We start from the raw sequence: 16,092 nt of genomic DNA on the forward strand, positions 1-16,092 counted from the left end.
TATTGGGGAATTAGGTAGGGACACGGCAGTGCCGTGTCCCTAGGGATATCCTGGGCAACCGACCGGATTTAATATCAGATATCCTGGGCGATTGAGCGGATTTAATATCAGATGCTGGACTAATTTTAATTAACCCGTGAATTAACGGTTTCTTAATGGGCTGCGGCTAGGACACGGCAGTGCCGTGTCCCTACGGATATCATGGGCGATCGACCGAATTTAACAACATCAGACGCTGGACTACTTCTAATTGACCGCCGACTTAACGGTTTCGGGCCCAGATACCTGAGATGAAAGGCGACTCGCCACTTGGTTGACGAAAGATTGCAAGAAGGAAACTTGCTGATTTTGCGTAAATACTGCTTGCAAAGTTTTAGTCAACTGGTCGATATTTAAAATGCCTGTGGCAGCATTTTCCAGTTCTCGACTTTGGAAATATTCAATTAAACTCAGTCCAGCTATTCTGGTAAAATATGCTGCACTAATTCCCTGCACCGCGCCTCCTGCTACATAGGTGACAGCATTGCTTTTCAGCAGTCCAGTAATAGTTTGAGTAGACAGTTCTACTAATCCCAATTTGAACATTTGATTAGCCAAAGTTGCTGCTACTGTCTTAGCTTGCTCTAAGGAAAACTTTTGCTGGTAGATGGCGCCGAGGTCAATTACGAGTTGGGTGCTGATGGCGGTTGTTGCTAGCAAGTCTAAAGCTGGAACCGGGTTAGTAAAGACGGCGGCGGCAGCGATGTACTGATATTGTTCGATAATGGGAAGTGCTCGATCGCGCCTGACTGCATTTAAGAAGGTTTTCGCCTCTAATTTGATACTTGCAGCTTCGCGCACTGCACTAGCCCAGACCAACTGTTGCCGTTCTTCAGTTAAGATTTTAGTCAATCTTTCCGTCAGTGGCTCAAGTTGAGAGACTTGATTTTCGATGCGTTCTTGAAATGTGCCGTCGGCTTGGTGTCGGCGCACTTTAATAGAATTGGGAGAAGCTGCGATCGCAATTATATCTTCTGTCCCCAATATGCCTTCCATTCTTTGCTGCAAAGAGTTCAAAACCTGCGACTGCTGTTCAGGCAAATATTGGTCTTGTTTGTTCCAGACTAACAGCACGCGCTGACCGGCAGAAGCTAGCTGAGATAATGTTTTAAATTCGGAATCCGTGATGTCGCCCGCTGTCACAAACAGCACTAAATCACCGTTGATTTTGGCATCGGCATTTGTATTAGCAAACAGCGGTGCTGTTTCTTGTAAACTAAGCTTTTGCGGGTGTTGAGAGGCCCAATTAGAATTTAAAACTTGAATTAAGGCAGTTTTGCCGACAGCTTTGCCGCCAGTTACGGTAATCCGTAAATCTTGTCTGTCTAATTCGGCTCTGAGCCGATCGAGCTTTGCTGTTAGATTAGCTGGATTTGCGGAGTTTTGAGCTTCTGAGGCTAGCAAATTCATTGCTGCTTCCGAAGCCGCGATCGCTTTTTCGGCTGCTTCCCTGTTCGCTAGGGGTTGCGGGAGTGCGAGTTCGAGTTTGGGGGATTGTTGTTTCCACCACCAATACCCCGCACCGGCAGCCGCCAAGCCGATGAGTGCCGTTTCGCCCATTTCTGAACCCGAATGCTGTAGAGTTTCCAACAGCCACAGCGCTGCTGAAAGTCCTATTCCCCCAATTAAAATCGGTCGCCGCAAGTTAAGTGTCATTTTTCCCTTCCTGTGGGTATTTTCGCCAAGCTTAACCTTACCGGGCTTGGCCTCCCTTCCCTATATTCCATCGTACCTCTGCGGCATCCAAACTGGCAGGCGGGCGATGCGACTTTTGGGCGGATTACACCCTAAACCTTTTTCACAAGTGCAAAATGTTTGTAGTAAGGACTTTAGTCTTTGCTGTTGAGTTGAGAAAGAAAGGACTTTAGCCCTCACTACAAATTGTTAATCTTTGAGAAATCGGACGGGTAATTGTCTAGTCTCCCAGACAAATTCCCAAACCGCGAGCCGTTTTAACCAGAGTACCATCGAATTCTACAGGTCTGTATTTGGCGATCGCATCTTCCAGAGGAACGCTCACAACTTCCCGCTTTTGCCAAGATACCATGCAGTCGTATTTCTCTTCGGCAATTAAATCAACTGCTGCGACGCCAAAAGCAGAAGCAATTAATCTTTCTAGCGATGAAGGAGTTCCTCCGCGTTGAATATGTCCCAAAACAGTGACGCGAGTTTCTGCACCGCTGCACTCAGAGATTGTATCAGCTAAATACTGACCAATTCCGCCTAATCGACTTTGACCTAAGCGATTTGTGTGCATTACTAATTCGCCTTCTTCAGTGCGAACTGCCTCCGCTACTATAATTAAACAGTAGTTTTTTCCCCGGTCTTGGCGTTCTTGGATTTGGGCGCAGATTTGGGAAATTGTGTAAGGGATTTCGGGAATCAGAATTATATCAGCTCCCCCAGAAATTCCGGCACTGATCGCAATATGTCCGGCGTCGCGTCCCATGACTTCAACAATCATGACGCGACTGTGACTGGCCGCAGTAAAATGCAAGCGATCGAGTGCTTCAGTCGCAATATTGACAGCAGTATCAAAACCGATGGAACGCTCGGTAATTCCGACATCATTATCAATAGTTTTAGGAATAGCAACTAAATTCAAATTGCCGTGTTGAGCAATCTTCCTGAGAATGGCGAGACTACCGTCGCCACCAATACCAATTAAGGCATCCAGACCTAGTTGATGATAGCCTTCGATAATGTCGTCAGAACGATCGCGTAGACTCCCATCAGGCATCGGGAAAGCAAAAGGGTTGCCCTTATTTGTCGTGCCTAGCATCGTACCGCCAATGGTGAGCCACGAGTCTACTTTCTCAATATCCAAGGGAATTGCTTGAGGGGGACGACTCATCAATCCGTTGGTGGCTTGACGAATCCCCATCACTTTCCAATTGTAAGTTCCCGTTGCGCGGTGGACAACGGCTCGAATAACTGCGTTTAAGCCTGCACAGTCACCTCCGCTGGTGAGGATACCGATACATTTTTGTTCTCCCATAATTAATGTCCGACTTTTGTTACTCAGAACATGAGTTGATATTTTTAGAGTCCGATCGTCCAATTCTTATTTTCGACGTAAATAGGTAGGCGAAAATAAACTTTACCCTGTAACAGAATGTAAAGCTATCATAACTTTTGTGATGGCTTTCATAAGATATCGCTCCTTCGAGGAGCGTTTCACTCGCTTTTGACTACTTATTTATTTTCAAGCTTAATCGACCTAATTTAGTGCCTCATCTCTGGCGCACCATACAAGTTCGATCGGCAACTAAGTAGCACAGCCAATCACCGTTTCCAACAAAACATCAATTTTACTTGGGATTGAGGCGTTTAGAAACTTGGTTAATTATACCGCTGAGAATAGCACCGCCCATCAGAATTCCGAGGGCGGGATTAAATACGGGCTGCCAGAGACTGTACCACAAATCAAAACCGAGATTCACCCCGGTCGATCGACCCGCTACTGCGATCGCAAACCAGCCAAAAATGGCAAACACGAAAAATACATCAGCTACTAAAAGCAAGTTGAGAAAGTTAAGAAATTTATCTTTCATTGTCGAGGGTTCCTTTTGAGTGTATATGTGTCAAGTTTTGGCAAGCGGTTGGTAATGGAGCAGATTGATAGCTGCAACTGGCGATCGAATAAAGATAAAATATCATTCAATTGTTTTCGCGCACAGGCTGTCAAAATATGGTTCGCTATACACTTCCTCAAAGCCCCGAAATTATTTTAACTGTCAAAGGGAAAGATTCAGCCAAAGCCCGCGAAGAAGCGATGGATCGGCTGATGGATCTCATGGATGAGGGCAAGCTGCCTACACAACTCGTGGAGGGATTTGGGCCCAAGCAGTTTGTTGAAGTTAAGGATATCGAAGATGCTGCGTCTGACGGCGAGGACGCGATTACTGAAGCTGTACAGATTTTGAGCAATTTGGCAAGTCTCAAATTGAAAGTCATGGAATCCCGCGAAGAAGCACTCAAAATCCGGGCAGCGATCGACATTTTGTTTACAGATGAGGCTGTGACGGCCGAGGAAATTGGTCGTTTGAAAGATGGTTTCAAGGTTCTCAAAAACTTTGCTCAAGCTAACGTCCGCTATCGAGAAGCTAGAAGTAAAGCCGAAGAAGCGCGGGCAATTCTCGACGAAGCTTTGCAATCTGTCGAACCGGAAAACAAGGCGCAGAAGTCGGCAAAACAGTAGCAGGTTGGGTTAGCTAACATCTAGCAACAATCCCAGAAGCTTTTGGGCCTGTTCCATTAAAAATTAATTGTCTTGTGGAACAGGCCCAAAAGCCTGTTAGTAAAAAAATGTAGAGAATAGTGGAATATTTGAGATTATTGAGGAATCAACCCACCATGCCACACATTGGACGTTTATTATATACTTTCAAAAAATTACGAGAAAAATTGTGAACCAACAAACAGGAACTCTCAGAAACTCGATGTCAGGCAGCTTGCTGCTAGCTAAAAACTTAGGTTTTGAACCAAAAACTGTGATTGATGTCGGTGCGGCATTGGGAACTTTTAACCTTTATGAAACTTTCCCGAATTCGCGACATTTGCTAATTGAGCCGATCGCGGAAAATGAACCTTATCTCGCCAAAATTTGCCGCAAGCTCAAAAGTGCAGAATACATTATTGCTGCTGCAACCAAAGAATCGGGAGTTTTTACCCTCAACGTCAGTCCCGGTATGGTGCATTCTTCACTTTCTGAAAATCGCGTTACTGACAGCAGCAATTCTTATTTGAGAAACATACCAGCAATTACCCTGGATGGAATATGCCGGGAAAGAAACTTGTCAGGCCCGTATTTAATTAAAGTTGATGTAGACGGACAGGAATTAAATGTTTTAGCGGGAGCAACTGAAATTTTGCAGCAGACTGAATATGTAATTGTAGAAGTTACTTTGTTCGGTCAGATGTATGATGTAATGAGTTTTATGAAGTCCCAAGGCTTCGCAGCTTACGATATTGTTGATTTGTCATATCGCCCGACTGATAGAGCTTTGTGGCAAGTGGACATGGCTTTTGTTAAGGAATCTGGTCAATTTAGAAGAGATAGCAATTTCGCGACCGGACAGCAGGATATCGAAGCACTTAACTCGCATCTCAAAGCTTATCGAGAAAGTTTCATCAGACACATTGACACTCATTACAGCGACCCAGTAGAGCCGGAACCAGAGGTCAGTCAAGCTGTTGTGGGCGAAGATTATGTCATCATTTAACTCAAGTTGCTTCCATCTGATACTAAATCAGGGTCGCACTTCGCACGCTTATTTAATTAATCCTCAACATCTAAAAAACTGGTTTTCTAAATGCTGCTATTGCCGTCTATAAGCTTGCAATCTGCTGTAAATTGGCTTTCATTGGATATCAGAAAGTGGGAATGCCGTAATGCGGCAGGGCTGTTTCATTTTCTTGTAGGGGCAAATCCTCATGAAGATCTCCGATGCCTGAAATGCCCATGAAATCATCTGTGGGTGGGGGCGGGCCTTCTTTGCATCGCCCTTACAAAAGCTTGGTTTTCCTGAGAATGAAACCGCCCTACCCTGTGACGGGGGAGTGTCAACTACCACAATTAATCTCAAGGCGCTTTTGTTGTGAATCGTTGAGTTGCTGGCGGTCTAAGCTGTCAACCATCAACCAATGGAGGCTCTCAATTCTAGTTCTTTAGCCCAAGGTATTGCTGCCAAAATATAGTAGATGTCATCTCCTGTGAAGCACTTTTCCATTTTTCACTTACGGATGACCATTCATTACTACCTTCAGCAGCAACTTTAAACCACCTAGTCAAAAGGTTAGTACCAGCTAATTTATCTACCTCATTTTGGTTATTATAGCTTTTACTAAGCTTTACAATGCTCATGTGAAAGGTTTCTGGATCAGAGTTTTTGATAAAATCTGGACCTTTTAGATAGTCTTCAAAAGATTTTACAACCATCTCTACATGATTATAATCAAATTTGGCTAAAGCCTGAAGTATTACTTTTGTCAAATGCTCAACTGCATCCATATATTCTGGAGAATAATGGATGGAATAAGCTATTAAATCATTGCGGATATAATAATAATTTTCCCAATTTACATTCTTGGCCGCCGCTGGTTGATGCCACACCGCCATTGATGGAAAAGCTACAATGTTATTGCCCAACTCTTTTATTCTTAAACCAAACTCTACATCATCTATTTTGATAAATAAAGGCAGCGGTAATTTAGTTTGTTCAACAAGTTCCTTAGAAAAAGAGAAAAACCAAAAGCCGCCATAGTCTACATCTTCTTCCTTGAGCAACCTGTTGAGAGAATTAGAATCTCGTAAATCGATATTATAATTTAAAGCAATTAATGCCCCAGGCCCAAATCCTCTATTTTTAGAATAGGCGTTGTAGGATGCTCCTGCTTCATACAACATATATTTTTTTTGTAAATTTAGCAGTCCACCCGCTACAGCAAAATCAGAATTGGCGTATTCATACAAAGGAAATAATTTATAAATACATTCACTTTCTAACTCTATATCATCATCCATAAGCAAAAAGTGAGAATATTTTTTTTCCTCTAAAGCTTCGACCAACCCTCTGGTAAAGCCCCCGCTTCCACCAGCATTTATATTAGGAACTAGCCTCAGTTTTGGCTTTCCGAAATCAGCTTCATCTAAAGTTCTACCATTATCAACAACGAATACTTTAAAGTCCTTGGTTTCTAGTAATTCATCTTGAAAAATTGCAGTTAATGTATTTTGTATGAAGTCCTCTTTTTTAAAGGTGCAAATGACAATCCCCAATGATACTTCTCTAGTTTTACTTTCATCAGTTGCTATCCATGCCCCTTTAAATTCGCCCTGTTCACTAGAACAAGTTATTTCAAAATATATTCTGCCCGCTTTTTTGCCTTGAAGGAGATTTATTGGTGAGATTTTTACAGGATCAGAGAATTGACATTTCTCAAAGCTCTCTTCATAAATTATTTCTTTGTTTTTTTGTCCATCAAATTCTCGGTAAACAGAAACTTTAAAATCGCCTTCAAGTTTCAGCACATAGTAGATAGAGCTAAGAGTTGTATATTGAGTATAAAATCTCTCGTAAAACGAATTAAAGTAAGAATTTGAGGAGACAACACCACCCTGAGATAAAACAACTTTTTTGTCATCTTCCTGGTAGTTTATAGATGCAGATTCATTACACCGTATATATACATCCGAACTCTCGGCTGATTTTGGGAGCTTAATTCCAGCTAATATGTTCATGTAATATCTACCTCTTATTGTAGTAAAATTAGTTATTTTATTTGACTGATATTAAGCAGTCTTAGCTTAAGAATAATTTGTATATAGCTTCTAGCACGTCCTCCTTGAGGCATAACTCCTATCAAGTTTTTTTAAGTTGTGGATAAAGCGCTTGATATCGCATCCAAGCCTCTTCTAGGGTGGGATCAACAGATTGCGGAGTTGCAGCAAGCGTTGGTGTGGCTGCCAGTTTGATGGTGTCATTAGCATCTGCGTATATGCCAATTCCTATACCCGCCAGTAGAGCTGCACCACGCGCGGAAGCAGCAGCAACTGTAGTTGCATAGAGGGGTATTCTCAATACATCAGTCAGTAATTGTTTCCAAGGCATTTCTGCCGTTCCACCGCCTGCTAAACGCAGTTCTGTCGCTTTAAAACCTGTTGCCTCAAGTGCCTCAAAACCTTGTCGCAAGGCAAAAGCAACTCCCTCTAAAGCTGCCCGCATCAAGTGCCCCTGTGTGTGATGAAGTCCCAGCCCCACCCATGCCCCGCGTACATAGGGGTCAAGGTGTGGAGTTCGCTCACCTGTGAGGTAGGGCAAAAATGTCAACCCTTCACATCCTGGGGGAACAGAAAACGCTTTAGTATAGACTTCCTGCCAGCTCAAGCCGAGGATACCTCGCACCCATTCAAGCGCTAACCCAGCATTTTGCATTGCTGCAAGGGCGTACCACTGGTTAGGTACGGCGGTTCGATAGAGATGTGTACGACCATGACGATCGATAATTGGTTGCGATCGAGGTGTAATGATTTGAGCGCCTGTGCCGACGGTCAGTTGAACTAATCCAGGCTCTAGTAGTCCGTTACCAAGTGCCGCCGCTGCGGTATCCGCAGCACCAGCGATAACTGGTAAGCCAACAGGTAAGCCAAGATGCTCTGAAGCAATAGTTGTTAGGTAGCCGGCGATCGCACTAGAGGGGATAATTTTTGGTAACCAATCACCGCGTAGATTCAGCGCTGAGATTGCTTCCCCAGCCCAGTTATCCGACACAACATCGTAAAGCAAAGTACCGCTAGCATCAGATGGTTCGGTTGCGACTTCTCCAGTCATCCGTAACCGCAGCCAATCTTTTGGCTGGAGTGCCCAACGCGCTTCGCTGTAGACAGTAGCCTCGTGTTCTCGCAGCCACAACAAACTCGGGCCCGCCATTCCAGCCGTAATCGGGTTGCCCAATCGCTCTAGAATAGCGGTATCGAGCGAATGATAAGTGTTAAGCGTGGCACTAGAGCGAGTATCTGCCCAGAGGATAGCAGGACGCAGTGGCTGACCCGACTCCGAAGCTAGGACAACACCGTGCATTTGCCCTGAAAGTGCGATCGCCTGTACCCGATCGGCGTGATTTCCTACAGCCTTCCTAACAGCCTTTGCAACAGCTAACCACCAATCTTCTGGTTCCGACTCAGCCCATCCGGGGTGGGGTGCACGAACAGGATAAGAGCTTGATGCTTCACCTATAGTGGTTCCGTCTGTCGCTAGGAGCAATGCCTTAGCAGAGCCTGTTCCTAAATCTATGCCAAGCAACATTAGGTTATCCTCAAATACTTAAAAGTTAAGAATTCAAAATTAGATTTGTTGCCAAATATAACCGTCGCCATAGAGATTAGGACACTCTCTTAAGAACGGCTTCCATCGCATCGCGCAAAGTATGGGAGTGGCGTAGCTGTTTGCGAATTCGACTTTTCAACCAAGCCGAGCATTGAATGCGGTTGAACTCAGGCGAATTGGGGGGCAGATAGACAATTTGGGCACCATCCGCTTCAAGCAACTGAGCAGTAGTTATTCCTGTGTGGATTACAGGATGCGTTGTCTGTGCTTCGCCAGAAAATCAAGCATGACCTTCGCTACAGTATCCGCCAACTCTACTACAAAGGCGTGACCGCCTTGCTCGATGATAGCTAGTTCAGCATTGGGAATACCTTGAGCTAGTTGCTCCGAAAATCTGACCGGAGTAAGAAGGTCTTCTTTGCCAACCATAACCAGCGTAGGGCAATGAATGTTTGCAAGCCGATCGCTGGTATCACTGCCAAGAATAGCTCGGCTTTGGTGATACAGTCCATGAGGTGTCGGCCCAAATGGTTGATTCTCAATCCAGATGAGGAGTTGTTCCATTACCCCTGGAATCGAGTAAAACGCATCGGTAAACAGCCAAGGCAAGATAACCCTCTGATAAAGCGTTCCCTCTAATTTCTGTGTCAAGTCGCCAAACAAATTGATGAGTGAATTAAATTTTTCATCTCCCTTTGCCAAAGATGAGAGAAGTATCAAACTTTGGATTTTTTCTGGATATGCCAAAGCCAGTTCTTGAGCAATCTGTCCACCCATTGAATGACCTACCACATGGACTTGAGAAATGCTCAAGTAATCCAACAGCGCGGCTGCATCAGCCGCCATTTGTTTGATGCTGTAAGGACTGTCTGGCGCTTCACTTTGCCCAGATCCTCGGTTATCAAAGCGAAGCACCTGATACTGCTTAACTAGCGATCGCATCATTGCAGCCCAAATTGAACTGTCACTGTCAAACCCCGCTATCAGCAGTAATGACTCGTTTTCGCTGGAACCTTGAATGTTGTAGTACAAATCAATTCCGTTGACCTGAATTACTGACACAGGCTTTTCTGGATACTATCGACTTCAATTGCTTGAATCGCTTTCTGGCGGAAGTGATAACTGTAAGGTTTTGCCATGACAGGTTGCGGGGAGACTACTACTGTATAGTCTATGTCCTAATGAAACTGCCAACAGCTATAAAGCTAAAAATCGCAGCTTAAGTTGATAATGCCATTACTGTGCCTGCGAGGATCTGACAAGCGTTCCTTTAGCACCAAACTCATGCAAACTGCTCAACTTGTCAGCAACAGTCTCGACGAAACGTGGCGACTGTACTAAATCTCCAAAAATCTCAACCAGGCTGAGCAAGGGTCTGGGATCTGTTTTACCTGAGCGGGCTTGTTGAGTGAGGATATCAGCTAAGGGGTCATCAATGCGAATAGGTTGCCCTTGTTTATCCTGACTACTGAGGTATTGACACCAAGCAGCGATCGTCAAACTTAGGTAATCGATCGCACCTCCAAGTTGTAATTTATCGCGGATCGATCCCAAAACAAACTTAGGAATTTTGGCCGATCCATTCAGGCACAGGCGCGGAAGCTGATCGCGAATTTTGGGATTGGAAAACCGTTCAATTAGAGTCTTTTTATAATCGTCTAAATCAATCCCAGGAACAGGTTGGAGCGTTGGTGTCACCTCATCCATCAGGTTAGCGACTGCTTGCTCAAACAAGGGATCGGCCATGACTTCATAAACGTAGGTATAACCTGCCAGAGAGCCGAGATAGCCAATCAACATATGACTGGCATTGAGCAGCCGAATTTTCATCATCTCGTAGGGATGAACATCGTTAGTCATCTGTACGCCAACGGATTCCCAATCGGGTCTGCCTGCACAAAATGTATCTTCGATTACCCACTGAATGAAAGGCTCCGCGACGCATGGAAATGCATCATCAATACCAAACTGTTCCGCGACCATTTTGATATCTGCTGGGGTTGTCAGCGGAGTAATGCGATCGACCATGCAGTTGGGAAACGCAACCTGTTCAGCAATCCAACGTCCTAACTCTGGATCGCGCATTTCGGCAAATGTCGTTAGCATTTTCCGCACCATGTTGCCGTTGCCCTGGATATTGTCGCAGGACAAGACTGTAAAGGGTGCCAACCCCTGTTTACGCCGCTTTTCGAGTGCGGCTGTCAAAAAACCGTATGTCCCAAGTGGTTGGTGGGGATGTTGCAAATCGTGCTGCATCGTCGGGTGGTTTACATCGAAATTGCCACTTCCTTCAATGTAGTAGTAGCCGCTTTCAGTGACCGTTAGAGTAACAATTCGGCATTTGGGATCGGCTAATGCTTCAATAACTGCTTGACGATTGTCTGGTGCAAACAGGTATCGAGTGATTGAACCGATGATTCGAGCCCGATCGCCTTCTTGCGATCGCTCAACTAAGCTATACAAACAATCTTGGGATTGAAGCGCATCCCGCATCCGTCTGTCATAGTCAAAGTCGAGCAATCCAACACCACAGATTCCCCAATCACTACCAGGATTCTGATGGAAATAATCGTCGAGATAAAGCGCTTGGTGCGATCGATGAAATCCACCAACCCCAATATGCACAATGCCATTAGTAATTTGATGGCGATCGTAATTCGGTACGCGCACGTTTCCAGGTAAACGAAACAGAGATGCTTCATTGAGCTTCATTGTTGAGCCGGTGCTGGTATTGCTGTTCATTTATTTACTAACGGCTAGGTGGTGACGATGAGTTTTTGAAACGGCTTCACCCTGTAAGTCAAACAGATGACAAAGATCGCCGCTAATGTGGACAGGAACAAGATCGCGCAACTGGCTGGAATTATCTCCATCTGTTTCCACGATTAGGGTGTCTCCACCTGCAATCTTGACATAGAGATAGGTTTGTCCGCCCAGTCTTTCTACAACTAACACTTCGCCGTTTACTGTTGCGCTATTGCGATCGAGTCGCAGGTGTTCGGGGCGAATTCCCAATGTTGCACTGTCTCCAACCGACAGCTTTCCAGGCTTCACTGGAACAGTCACACTGGCATCACCAGGAAGTTTGACACTTATACCAGAATCATTGACGGCTGTTACTGTAACCGAGATAAAGTTCATTTTAGGTGAACCAATAAATCCGGCGACGAATAGATTCCGGGGATGGTGGTAGAGATCCAACGGCGAACCCACTTGTTCTACAATGCCGCCCTGCAACACCACAATCTTGGTGGCAAGCGTCATTGCCTCAACCTGATCGTGTGTCACGTAAATCATGGTGGCTTGCAGGCTGTCATGCAAGCTGGCCAGTTCGATCCGCATTTGCACGCGCAAGGAGGCATCCAGGTTTGACAGTGGTTCGTCAAACAAAAACACTTTGGGATTGCGAACCAGGGCACGACCAATTGCTACTCGTTGGCGCTGTCCACCGGATAACTCTTTGGGCTTGCGGTTTAACAGCGGTTCCAGTTGGAGGACATGAGCGACTTCACGCGCCCTTTCATAACGCTGGGCTTTTGGAACACCTGCAAGGCGGAGGCTAAACGCCATATTCTCCGCTACGGTCATGTGAGGATACAAGGCGTAGGTTTGAAATACCATTGCCAACCCGCGTTTATCTGGAGGCACATCATTCACTACCTCGCCATCAATCATCAACTTGCCGGAGGTAATTTCCTCTAGTCCGGCAATCATGCGTAACAAGGTTGATTTTCCGCAACCGGATGGACCAACGAATACAACAAATTCGCGATCGCCAACATCAAGATCGACGCCTTTAATGATCTCTGTATCGGCATATGTTTTGTGAATATCTCTTAAAGCAACTGTGGACATGAAAAACTCCTATTAAATCATTAAAAATCAAATGATTATTTCACTGCACCAAACGTGAGACCGCGTACTAATTGCCGTTGGCTCAACCAACCGAAGATTAAAATGGGTGCGATCGCCAGAGTTGATGCTGCCGAAAGTTTTGCCCAAAACAATCCTTGAGGACTGGAAAATGAGGCAATAAATGCGGTTAAAGGAGCGGCATTAGCCGTTGTTAGGTTGAGGCTCCAAAAGGCTTCATTCCAGGACAAAATGATCGAAAGCAATGCGGTGGAAGCAATTCCAGGTAATGCCAGTGGCATCAACACATGAATAAGTTCTTGCTGTGTGTTTGCCCCATCCATGCGATCGGCTTCTAGGATATCTTTGGGTACCTCTTTGAAAAAGCTGTAAATCATCCAGACAACAATTGGCAAATTGATCAGGGTGTAAATAATAATCAAACCGATGCGGGTATCCAACAAACCAGCGTTGCGACACAAGATGTAGATCGGCACCAGAACGCCAACCGGTGGCAGCATTCTAGTGGACAGCATCCACAGCAAGGTACTCTTAGTACGTTTGGTTGGGAAAAAAGACATGGCATAAGCGGCAGGTACGGCAAGCAGCAGCGCGAGTAGGGTCGATCCGAGCGAAACCGCCACACTGTTGAGCGCATAGTTGAAATAGTTTGCCCGATCTTGGATCGCTACATAATTTTCTAATGTCGGCTGGAAAAATAACTGAGGGGGAGTTGCAACGGCCGCCACCTCTGTTTTGAAACTGGTGAGAAACATCCAGAAAATTGGGAAAAACAAGCTGCAAGCGACAAACCAGCCGAGCAAGGTAAATAGCAAACGGCGAGAAGTTTTTTGTGCCATTTTAGGTATCCAAATTACGAGCAACACTACGCATCAGAAAAATTGCCGCGATGTTGGCAAGAATTACCGCGATTAATCCACCCGCTGAGGCACCGCCGACATCAAATTCCAGCAATGCTCTCAGGAAGATGTAATAGGCAAGGTTAGTGGTTGCCACTCCGGGTCCGCCACCTGTGGTAACAAAGATTTCTGCAAAGATAGTCAAAAAGAAAATCGTCTCGATCATGGCGACTACGGCAATAGCGCGGCTCAGATGCGGTAGCATGACGAAACGGAATAAGGCTAGAGCATTTGCTCCATCCATCCGGGCTGCTTCTAGCTGGTCATGATCTAACGACTGAATTGCTGTCAGCAAAATCAGCAGGGCAAAAGGAAGCCATTCCCACGAAACAATGATAATGATGGCAAGCAGTGGAAAATCTGCAAACCAATCGATCGCCCCCAAACCCAAACCTCTTGTGAATTGAGCAAACAGCCCATTCACTGGATGCATCAGCATATTTTTCCAGACTAAGGCGCTGACTGTGGGCATGACGAAAAAGGGAGAAATTGCCAGTACCCGCGCAATTCCCTGACCGTAAAAGTCTTGGTCAAACAGAATAGCCAGAAGTGTGCCTAGACCGATCGTGATCGCCAGAACAGACACGACCAGAATTATTGTGATGCCGATCGAAGTCCATAAAGCTGGATCGCTCAAGATGAACGTGAAATTTTCAATCCCGATGAATTTGCGCGCATCTGGATTGAGCAGGTTATACCGCTGAAAGGAAAACCAAACCGTCATCACTAGGGGCACAATCATCCACAGCAGCAAGGCAATGACGGAAGGCGCAACCAGGGGTAATGTTGATGCCTGTCGCTTGCTTCGTTGCTGGGCGGGTGGCGTTTCGCGGTGATGTTTTACAGCTACTGAAGAAGACATAGCTTAATAGAATTTTTGATTTGGGATTTTAGATTGTGAAAGTTTTATGGGCGAGCATTTGCGTTTTTTCTTGCCTTCCCCGTCAAATTTAGATCCCCCTAAATCCCCCTTAAAAAGGGGGACTTTGACGCTCATTCTCCCCCCTTTTTAAGGGGGGCTGGGGGGGATCGAAAGGTTTGAAAACACGCCCGAACCCCTCTTTTTACTCGATATATCCGGTGTGTTTCATAAACCGTTCAGTTGAATTCTGCGATTGTTGCAACGCCCGATCGACTGAAAGGCGATTCGTCAGCGCTGCTGCCATCGTTTGTCCAACCGAAGAACCGATCGCCTGAAATTCTGGAATATCCACATATTGAATGCCCTTGTAAGGGGTTGGGTTTGCGGCTGGACGGGTAATATCAGCAGATTCGATCGACCTGAGTACGATCGAAGCAAACGGTGCGGCTTTTTTATAGTTGGGATTGTTATAGGTGGAAGTCCGCGTACCTGGTGGTACAGCAACCCAGCCATTTTGATCGGCCACTAATTGGATGTATTCTTTTGAGGTTGCCCAGGCAATGAACCTTTGAGCCGCTTCGGGTGATTTTGAGGTTTTTGGAACCGCTAATGCCCAAGCCCAGATCCAATTCGAGCCGTTTGGATATTTTTCAATTGGTGCACGGGCAAAGCTAACTTTGTCATAAACTTGAGATTCTTTTGGATTGGATAACAGTCCTGCTGCAACGGTTGCATCTACCCACATCCCGCACTTACCCGTCGAGAATAGCGCTAGATTCTCATTGAATCCATTGGAACTGGCACCCGGCGGGCCATATTTGTTGAGCAAATCGACATAGAAAGCGATCGCTTCTTTCCAGGCTGGAGTATTTATAGTGGGTTGCCACTTCATGTCAAACCACTGTCCGCCAAACGTGTTGACCAATGTGGACAAAAATCCCATGTTTTCGCCCCAACCGGGTTTTCCACGCAGACAAACACCGTACACTCCATTAGCCGGATCGTGAACCTTACTCGCCCATTCTGTGAGTTGGGAATAGGTTGGCTGTTCGGGAACCGTAATCCCTGCTTTTTCAAACAAGTCTTTTCGGTAATACAGCATGGAACTTTCCCCATAGAACGGCACAGCATAAAGTTTGCCGTTGTTGGAAAGCCCTTCTCTGATGGGTTTTATCAGGTCATTTACGTCGTAACTTGCAGGTAGATCTAAAGGTCTTAACCAATCTCGTCTCGCCCAAATCGGCGTTTCATAAGACCCGATTGTCAGGACATCAAATTGTCCGCCCTGGCTAGCAACGTCTGTGGTTGTGCGTTGGCGCAACACGTTTTCTTCTAGGACAACCCACCTCAGTTGAATGTCTGGGTTGGCTTGTTCAAACTTGCTTGAAAGCCCTTGCATGACGACCATATCGCCATTATTGACAGTAGCGATCGTCAGTCTTGTTTTCCCTGCTGCTTGCGAACCTGTCGCACAGGCATACAGCAGTTGCACAAGCACGACTCCAACGAGGAATGCAACCAGCAATTTAGCGAAGCGGGGGATACGCATCGCATAACTCCTTTGATATTAAAAAAATCCGATGATTAAATT

13 protein-coding genes are annotated in these 16,092 nt (G+C 45.6%); 2 read left to right on the plus strand and 11 right to left on the minus strand.

The genetic code is table 11. From position 1 onward, the window contains the following. Nucleotides 1-246: 246 nt before the first annotated feature. The 3 genes from QUA20_RS20945 to QUA20_RS20955 all read right to left on the minus strand — a co-directional run bounded on the left by QUA20_RS20945 (nucleotide 247) and on the right by QUA20_RS20955 (nucleotide 3,593). On the minus strand, nucleotides 247-1,695 hold the full coding sequence (locus QUA20_RS20945; protein ID WP_333190960.1) for a slr1306 family protein: 1,449 nt from the start codon (nucleotides 1,693-1,695) through the stop codon (nucleotides 247-249). A gap of 259 nt (nucleotides 1,696-1,954) precedes the next feature. After that, entirely contained in the window at nucleotides 1,955-3,037 is a 1,083-nt protein-coding gene (locus tag QUA20_RS20950) for an ATP-dependent 6-phosphofructokinase (RefSeq protein ID WP_333190961.1), read from the minus strand. A gap of 313 nt (nucleotides 3,038-3,350) precedes the next feature. Then, a complete protein-coding gene (locus tag QUA20_RS20955; RefSeq protein WP_172187246.1) occupies nucleotides 3,351-3,593 on the minus strand; it encodes a hypothetical protein in 243 nt (80 codons plus the stop codon). Nucleotides 3,594-3,730: 137 nt separating this feature from the next. On the opposite strand from QUA20_RS20955, the gene QUA20_RS20960 reads away from it, so the two are divergent. Beyond that, nucleotides 3,731-4,240 (plus strand): hypothetical protein, encoded by a 510-nt coding sequence (locus QUA20_RS20960; protein ID WP_172187248.1) that lies wholly within the window; start codon nucleotides 3,731-3,733, stop codon nucleotides 4,238-4,240. Between the two features lie 208 nt (nucleotides 4,241-4,448). Beyond that, nucleotides 4,449-5,264 (plus strand): FkbM family methyltransferase, encoded by an 816-nt coding sequence (locus QUA20_RS20965; RefSeq protein ID WP_333190962.1) that lies wholly within the window; start codon nucleotides 4,449-4,451, stop codon nucleotides 5,262-5,264. Nucleotides 5,265-5,701: 437 nt separating this feature from the next. Here QUA20_RS20965 and QUA20_RS20970 read toward each other — a convergent pair whose 3' ends face one another. The 8 genes from QUA20_RS20970 to QUA20_RS21005 form a co-directional block, all read right to left on the minus strand. Then, nucleotides 5,702-7,282, minus strand: a complete 1,581-nt coding sequence (locus QUA20_RS20970; protein ID WP_333190963.1) for a glycosyltransferase — start codon at nucleotides 7,280-7,282, stop codon at nucleotides 5,702-5,704. A 121-nt stretch (nucleotides 7,283-7,403) separates the two neighbouring features. Then, on the minus strand, nucleotides 7,404-8,846 hold the full coding sequence (gene xylB / locus QUA20_RS20975) for a xylulokinase (RefSeq protein WP_333190964.1): 1,443 nt from the start codon (nucleotides 8,844-8,846) through the stop codon (nucleotides 7,404-7,406). 267 nt (nucleotides 8,847-9,113) lie between these two features. Next, nucleotides 9,114-9,929 carry an alpha/beta hydrolase gene (locus QUA20_RS20980; protein ID WP_333190965.1) on the minus strand — a complete coding sequence of 272 codons (816 nt, stop codon included), beginning with the start codon at nucleotides 9,927-9,929 and terminating at the stop codon, nucleotides 9,114-9,116. Nucleotides 9,930-10,103: 174 nt separating this feature from the next. Beyond that, complete coding sequence (locus QUA20_RS20985; protein WP_333190966.1) at nucleotides 10,104-11,609, minus strand: mannitol dehydrogenase family protein; 1,506 nt, start codon at nucleotides 11,607-11,609, stop codon at nucleotides 10,104-10,106. After that, nucleotides 11,610-12,722: a sn-glycerol-3-phosphate ABC transporter ATP-binding protein UgpC gene (locus QUA20_RS20990; RefSeq protein WP_333190967.1), complete on the minus strand. Its 1,113-nt coding sequence runs from the start codon at nucleotides 12,720-12,722 to the stop codon at nucleotides 11,610-11,612. A 35-nt stretch (nucleotides 12,723-12,757) separates the two neighbouring features. Further along, on the minus strand, nucleotides 12,758-13,579 hold the full coding sequence (locus tag QUA20_RS20995) for a carbohydrate ABC transporter permease (protein WP_333190968.1): 822 nt from the start codon (nucleotides 13,577-13,579) through the stop codon (nucleotides 12,758-12,760). Between the two features lies 1 nt (nucleotide 13,580). After that, complete coding sequence (locus QUA20_RS21000; protein WP_172187262.1) at nucleotides 13,581-14,501, minus strand: carbohydrate ABC transporter permease; 921 nt, start codon at nucleotides 14,499-14,501, stop codon at nucleotides 13,581-13,583. A gap of 202 nt (nucleotides 14,502-14,703) precedes the next feature. Then, nucleotides 14,704-16,050 (minus strand): sugar ABC transporter substrate-binding protein, encoded by a 1,347-nt coding sequence (locus QUA20_RS21005; RefSeq protein WP_333190969.1) that lies wholly within the window; start codon nucleotides 16,048-16,050, stop codon nucleotides 14,704-14,706. Between the last annotated feature and the right edge of the window lie 42 nt (nucleotides 16,051-16,092).

The organism is Microcoleus sp. Pol7_A1, from assembly GCF_036701085.1.
GTDB lineage: Bacteria > Cyanobacteriota > Cyanobacteriia > Cyanobacteriales > Microcoleaceae > Microcoleus > Microcoleus asticus.